Genomic DNA, 6337 nt, shown 5'->3' with positions numbered 1-6337 from the left:
CTGGTCGGTTCCCTGCTCGACGGGCGAAGAGCCATACTCGATCGCAATCTGGCTGCTCGAAAACTGGGCGTTGGTCGATGCCTATCACGTGGAGATCGTCGGCTCCGATATCGACAGCGTCGTCCTGCGCGAGGCCGTCTTCGCCGAATACGGGAAGCGTGCGGTGTCGCGCCTGTCTGCCGATCTGCGCGGTCGGTATTTCGAGGAACTCGGGGAGGATCGTTGGCGGCTGATTGCCGATCTGCGTGATTCCGTCAGCTTTGGCACTGCGAACCTAGTCGATCGCGAAAGTGTCGCTKCCAAGGGGGGCTTCGACATCATCTTTTGCCGAAACGTCCTGATCTATTTCGACGACGAGTCGCGCCGCCGCGCGATCGAGAATCTTTATGACGCGTTGCTGCCGGGCGGTTACATTTGCCTCGGACATACGGAATCCATGAGCCGGATTTCCGACCGGTTCGATGTGGCCCGGTTCGAGGATGCAATCGTTTACCGGCGGATGCGGGGTAGCTAGGTGGACGAGCTGCTGGCCCAATTTGTGATCGAGGCGCGCGAACTGACTCAGCAGGCGGCCGAAGATCTGCTGGCTATGGAACGCGAGCCCGGGAACCGCGAACGGCTGGAAAGTGCTTTCCGGGCCGTTCATACGCTCAAAGGGTCGGTCGGCCTGTTCGATCTCGCTCCCATGCAGTCCGTGCTGCATTCGGCAGAGGATGCCCTAGGTAAAGCGATCAACGACGGGTCCGAGTTCGACCCAGACCGTCTCGACCCGCTTTTGACGATCATCGAGTGGATCGATCAATGCGTCCTGAATCTGGAGCGCTCCGGCACGCTGCCTTCAGGCGCTACCGCTGCGGCGGTTGCACTTGCGAAGTCGGTCACGCCCGACTCCGTTATGGCTTTGAACGCGCTGCCACCGGTTACGCCCAGCTTGCTGCCGCAGTGGGCCCGCGATCTTTTCGCGATGCATGCAGGCTCCGGCAAGGCGCGCCTCGTCGCGCTGCGCTATTCTCCGAGCCCGGATTGCTTTTTTAATGGCGACGATCCGGCCGCATTGATGGCGGCGGTGCCGCGCCTGTTATTTGCCCGGCTGTCGACACGCGAACAGTGGCCCGATGCCGGAGCCTTCGACCCGTTCCGTTCCAATCTCATATTCGAGGCGGTGTCGGACGCAAACAGGCAGGAGGTCGAGGCGATCTTCCGCCTCATCCCCGATCAGGTTGTGATCGTGGCACAGTCGGGACCTGCTCCGACGTCGCTCCAGGAGGGGAATCCCGGCGGGCAGGGCTCGCGAACAATTCGCGTCGAGGCGGGGCGGATCGACGCCATCATGGCGATTGTCGGAGAATTGATAACCGCCAAGAACGGCATGTCGACACTGGTGTCGCAGGCGCAGGCGATCGAGGGCGGCGTGACCCTGGCGCGCAGCCTCGCCGGGGCACAGCAGGGGTTCAACCGCCTCGTCGGCCAGCTTCAGCGCGCCGCCAACGGAATCCGCATGGTGCCGATCGGCGAGACGCTGAGGCGCCTGCCACGGCTGGTCCGCGAAATCTCGGGCCAAACCGGCAAGCCGCTGGAGATCGAAATCAGCGGCAGCGAGACTGAAGCCGACAAGGCCATCGTCGATGGTCTGTACGACGCGCTGCTTCATCTCATCCGCAATGCGGTCGATCATGGGATCGAGGAACAGGACAGCCGGGCCATGGCTGGAAAACCTCCCCGCGGTCGAATTTCGGTGTCTGCGCGGCAGATTGGCTACCATCTCGAACTTCGGATCGCCGATGACGGCAGGGGTATTGACCCCGAACTTGTCCTGGCTGCGGCCCTGTCGCGCGGCCTGATCGAACACGACGAGGCCGCGCAGCTCTCGCCGGAGCAGATCCTGGACCTGCTGTTCCGGCCGGGTTTCTCGACGGCGTCAGCGGTGACGGAGATTTCGGGGCGGGGCATCGGGATGGATGCAGTACGTGCCACCGTTCGGCGGCTGAGCGGAACGGTCCGTCTCAGTAGCGAGCCGGGCCGTGGAACGACGGCAACGCTGATCCTGCCCACACAATTTGCATTGACGCGCATCATCATTGTCGACGTCGCTGGCGAGCAGTACGGAATCCCGATGGATGTGATCGTCGAGACGGCGCGTGTGCCCGCGAGCGCGATTGTGGCCGTCCGATCCGGGGAGGCATTCGTGCACCGCAATCGTACGATCCCGGTCCTGCGGCTCGGCAATCTCGTCGGCCGACCGGCGCAGCAACGATCCGAGGAGCTTGTGCTGATCGTGGACTATGCTTCGCTCGCCATCGGGTTGGTAGTCGACCGCGTGGGCGAGCGCTTTGAGACGGTTCTCCGGCCGCCGATTGGACTGCTGAAGGTCGTTCCGGGTATTGCTGGCACGACTGTCCTGGGCGACGGCAGGGTCGTCATGGTGCTCGATCCCGAGGCGCTGGCGGCATGAGCGTAGAACTGGAAAGCGGGCGCATCTGGCTCCGTGGCCGCTGCGGAGTCGAGGAAGCGGAGACGCTGCTTAGGGTGGTGTCCGAGAACCCGGGCCTCCCCATCTTCTTATCGGCGAGTCAAATCCACACGGCACTCTGGCAACTGCTCATTGCCATGCGGCCAGCCATTGAAGGAACGGCGCCGAATGATTTTTCCGCCAGATTTATCCTGCCGTTCATCGGGCAGGATCAGACCTAAAGCGTGGCCACGACGTGGGCTTGCAGAACTCTTGGAACATCCGCATGGGACCGAGGAACAATGCTGCCGATCACGGCTTATGAATGGAAAGCAGAGATGACGGTAACGATTATGGTGGTCGACGATAGCAAGCTTGCACGCATCGTCGCCGGCAAGACGATTTCGGCGCTTCAGCCTGACTGGATGCGCCTCGAGGCAAACAATGCTGAGGAGGCGTTGAAACTCATCACCGAGCAGAAGATCGATGTGGCGGTCCTCGACTTCAACATGCCCGGGCAGGACGGCCTGGAGCTCGCGGCTTCTTTGCGGGAAGCACACCCGACCATGCCGATCGCGATCATCACGGCCAATATACAGGACGAGGTCATTGCGCGCGCGCGAGCGGTCAACGCCACGTTTGTCACCAAGCCACTGACGGAGGACGGCATGAGGGGCTTCCTGTCCGGGGCTGCCTTGCGACTGAAGCAGATCCGGGAATGAGCAACGACGACATTTCGCTCGACGAGCTGGAGCGCGACGCGTTGACCGAGGTGGTCAATATCGGCGTCAGCCGTGCCGCCTCGAGCTTGCGGAAGATGGTTGGTCGCCAGGTGCTTCTTTCTGTGCCGGCTGTCGAGATCGTCACCCAGGGGGCGGCCGCCGCGCTGATTGGCCAGCGCGAGAGCGAAGAGCTCGTGGCCGTGAAGCAGGAATTCGAAGGGGCATTCTCGGGGCGAGCGCTGCTGATCTTTCCGGAGACGAAAAGTCTCGAACTCGTCCGAGCGGTCGTGGGAGATGATGTCGGGGCCGATCACCTCGCCGATATGGAGGGAGAAGCGCTCCGCGAAACCGGCAACGTCATTCTCAACAATTGCCTTGGCACGATGGCCAACATGTTGAAGCGATCGCTCAAGATGTCGCTCCCTGAAGTCTTAAGAGGGACTGGAGTCCAGCTTTTCCAAAATGGTGAGCGATCCGACGGAAAAGATCTAGTTCTATTTCTTTATATCAATTTTTCTGTGCAGGATCGCGATATTCGCGGTTACTTGGCGATGCTGATGGATTTGCCTTCGATGGCGGCGCTCAAGGTTCTGATTGGCGATTTTATCACTCGTGTCACGGAAGATGTGGGCTAGTGGCTGGCATGAACGACAGCATCGGGGGCAATGAGATCAAGCGCGAGCGGCTGGCTAGCCAGCTCGGCCGCCTGCAAGCCGAAATTCGCGATGCTGAGCAGCGGCTCCATCTGACCCTCGAGGCGACCGGCGCGACTGGCGCATGGGAATGGGATATTCCCTCGAAGACGCTCAGAGGCGATGCGCGCTTTGCGGCGTTTCTCTCGCTGGACCCGGTCGAACTCGCCAACGGGGTTCCCGTCCGTCGCTTCTTTACGAACATCCATTTTGACGATCAAAAGCGGATTCGCCTGGCGGTCGCGGGCATTCTTGCCGGCGCTGAAGTTTTTTCGAAGGAGTACCGTCTGGTCCGGCCGGATGGCGCAACCCGCTGGGTCCATGCCAAGGGAAGGGCCATCTTCGACAAGAACGACCTGCCGATCCGTTTTAGCGGTGGTCTCGTTGATATCACCGATCAGAAGCGCACGCAGGAACAACTCAGGATCGCGCAGTCGGCGGGGGCGATCGGCACCTTCGAGCATGCGGAAGGCTATGGCACCGTGACGGTGTCGGAAGAGTTTTGTGCCTTGCTGGGTCTCCATCCCACGCGCGTCTTGCCAATCAGTACCGTCAACCGTTTGGTTCATCCCGACGATCATCCGATTATCGAGCCGATTCTCCCTGAGACGCCGAAGCCGGACAAGAATATCGAGTTCCGCATCACGAGAGCCGACAACGGTGCCGCGCGCTGGCTGACCCGGCGCGGCGAATATGTCAGGGATYTCACCGGTCCCCGACTGCGCTATATCGGCGTCGCCTACGACATTACCGCCTCGAAACTCAACGAAGAACGCCTCAGGCGGCTGAATGAAGACCTCGCGGAGAGCGTGCGCGAGCGTACACGGGATCGCGATCTGATCTGGCAGAATTCGCAGGATCTGCTCGCGGTTACGGACCTGCACGGCCGCATCTCGGATGCCAACCCGGCCTGGCAAGCGGTGCTGGGGCATGACAGTAACGACCTCATCGGTCGGCAGATCTCCGATCTGACATCGGTCGACGGGGCTGCCGCCTTTCGCGCCGAGCTCGCTTTAACAACTGGGTCCGGCCGGGGGTCCTTCGAAACCGACCTGACCCATGCCGACGGTTCGCTGCGCTGGATTTCCTGGACGGCAACGCGGGAAGAAGACGCGATTTACCTCTACGGTAGGCATGTGACCGTCGAGAAGGAGCAGGCGTCAGCACTACGCGAGGCTGAAGCACAACTCCGGCAGAGCCAGAAGATGGAAGCCGTAGGTCAACTGACCGGAGGCATCGCGCACGATTTCAACAATCTGTTGACGGGCATCATGGGCTCGCTCGATATCATCAAGCGCCGAACGGCGTCGGGACGACTTGAGGGCCTCGAGCGTTTCTTGGATGCGGCGACGATCTCTGCGCAGCGCGCAGCGAGCCTGACGCATCGATTGCTCGCTTTTTCCCGGCGACAGCCACTGGACCGTAAACCGGTCGACGCGCGGGAACTGATCATCGGGATGCGGGAATTGTTCGACCGTAGCCTCGGAGAGCAGATCAGGTTGTTGATCCAGCCTTCGCCCGACTGCTGGACGGCTGTCACGGATGGGAACCAACTCGAGAACGCGCTCTTGAACCTCGCCATCAACGCGCGCGACGCGATGCCTGATGGCGGGCAGCTCACGATCGAAACCCACAACATGAGACTTGCGCCCGGTGCAATCTCGGGGCTGTCGGTTCAAGGAAGCCAGGATTTTGTCGCAATCACCGTACGCGACACCGGTGTCGGCATGCCCGCGGACGTGATTGAAAAGGCATTCGACCCGTTCTTCACGACCAAGCCGATTGGCCAAGGTACGGGCCTGGGTCTGTCGATGGTCTACGGTTTCGCCCAGCAATCTGGTGGCAGTGTCACCATCAGGAGCAACCCCGGCAAAGGTACGGCGATCACGCTCTATCTGCCGCGCAGCCAGGCCGAGATCCGCGATGAGAGCGATGCGGCTCTTGCAGCTATTCCGGAGGGATCGGGCCAGACAGTGTTGGTCGTGGAAGACGATGCCGCCGTGCGTATGCTGGTTCTCGAGGTGCTCGAGGATCTGGGATATTCGGCGCTGGAGGCGGTGAATGCGGACACGGCGATCGCCGCTCTGCGAGCGAACCCTCATATCGACTTGATGATCTCCGATGTCGGTCTTCCCGGGATGAACGGTCGTCAGCTTGCGGAAATTGCGCAAGGCAAGAGGCCGGATCTCAAGGTGCTCTTTATCACCGGCTATGCAGCCAACGCAGTCAACCGCACCGACTTTCTGGCAGACCGGATGGACATGATCACAAAGCCCTTCGATCTGGAAAGGCTCGGGCGGAAGATCAGCGAAATGCTGGCAAAAAGCTAGAGCAGGTTCATGGTTTTCCGATTCTGCCGGGATTCCCAAGCGGCGCGAACAGTGCGATTCCTTCCTCGTCTGACGCGGGAGGCCGGGATGGCACGGGCTTACAGCCAGGATTTGCGTGAGCGAGTGATTGCGGCGACCGAGGCG

At 61.2% G+C, this 6337-nt stretch carries 6 protein-coding genes; all 6 read left to right on the top strand.

Annotation, left to right across the window (positions count from 1 at the left end):
• Positions 1 to 514: CheR family methyltransferase (locus tag AC1D34_RS32710; RefSeq protein WP_476826483.1), on the top strand; the 514-nt coding region annotated here is incomplete at its 5' end.
• A complete protein-coding gene (locus AC1D34_RS32705) occupies positions 515 to 2452 on the top strand; it encodes a chemotaxis protein CheA (RefSeq protein WP_476826482.1) in 1938 nt (645 codons plus the stop codon).
• Positions 2449 to 2691 carry a hypothetical protein gene (locus AC1D34_RS32700; protein ID WP_476826481.1) on the top strand — a complete coding sequence of 81 codons (243 nt, stop codon included), beginning with the start codon at positions 2449 to 2451 and terminating at the stop codon, positions 2689 to 2691. Before AC1D34_RS32705 ends, AC1D34_RS32700 begins: the two co-directional genes overlap by 4 nt.
• 96 nt (positions 2692 to 2787) lie before the next feature.
• Entirely contained in the window at positions 2788 to 3171 is a 384-nt protein-coding gene (locus tag AC1D34_RS32695; RefSeq protein ID WP_476826484.1) for a response regulator transcription factor, read from the top strand.
• Complete coding sequence (locus tag AC1D34_RS32690; RefSeq protein WP_476826480.1) at positions 3168 to 3806, top strand: chemotaxis protein CheX; 639 nt, start codon at positions 3168 to 3170, stop codon at positions 3804 to 3806. Before AC1D34_RS32695 ends, AC1D34_RS32690 begins: the two co-directional genes overlap by 4 nt.
• An 8-nt stretch (positions 3807 to 3814) precedes the next feature.
• Positions 3815 to 6193 carry a hybrid sensor histidine kinase/response regulator gene (locus AC1D34_RS32685; protein WP_476826479.1) on the top strand — a complete coding sequence of 793 codons (2379 nt, stop codon included), beginning with the start codon at positions 3815 to 3817 and terminating at the stop codon, positions 6191 to 6193.
• Positions 6194 to 6337 lie beyond the last annotated feature (144 nt).

The organism is Allobosea sp. P1_A7 (assembly GCF_056406775.1).
This window is presented reverse-complemented; position numbering and strand designations above follow the sequence as displayed.

Bases quoted from the DNA above. Each gene is read 5' to 3' on its own strand.
- AC1D34_RS32700 (WP_476826481.1), top strand. From the start codon at position 2,449: ATGAGCGTAGAACTGGAAAGCGGGCGCATCTGGCTCCGTGGCCGCTGC.
- AC1D34_RS32695 (WP_476826484.1), top strand. From the start codon at position 2,788: ATGACGGTAACGATTATGGTGGTCGACGATAGCAAGCTTGCACGCATC.
- AC1D34_RS32690 (WP_476826480.1), top strand. From the start codon at position 3,168: ATGAGCAACGACGACATTTCGCTCGACGAGCTGGAGCGCGACGCGTTG.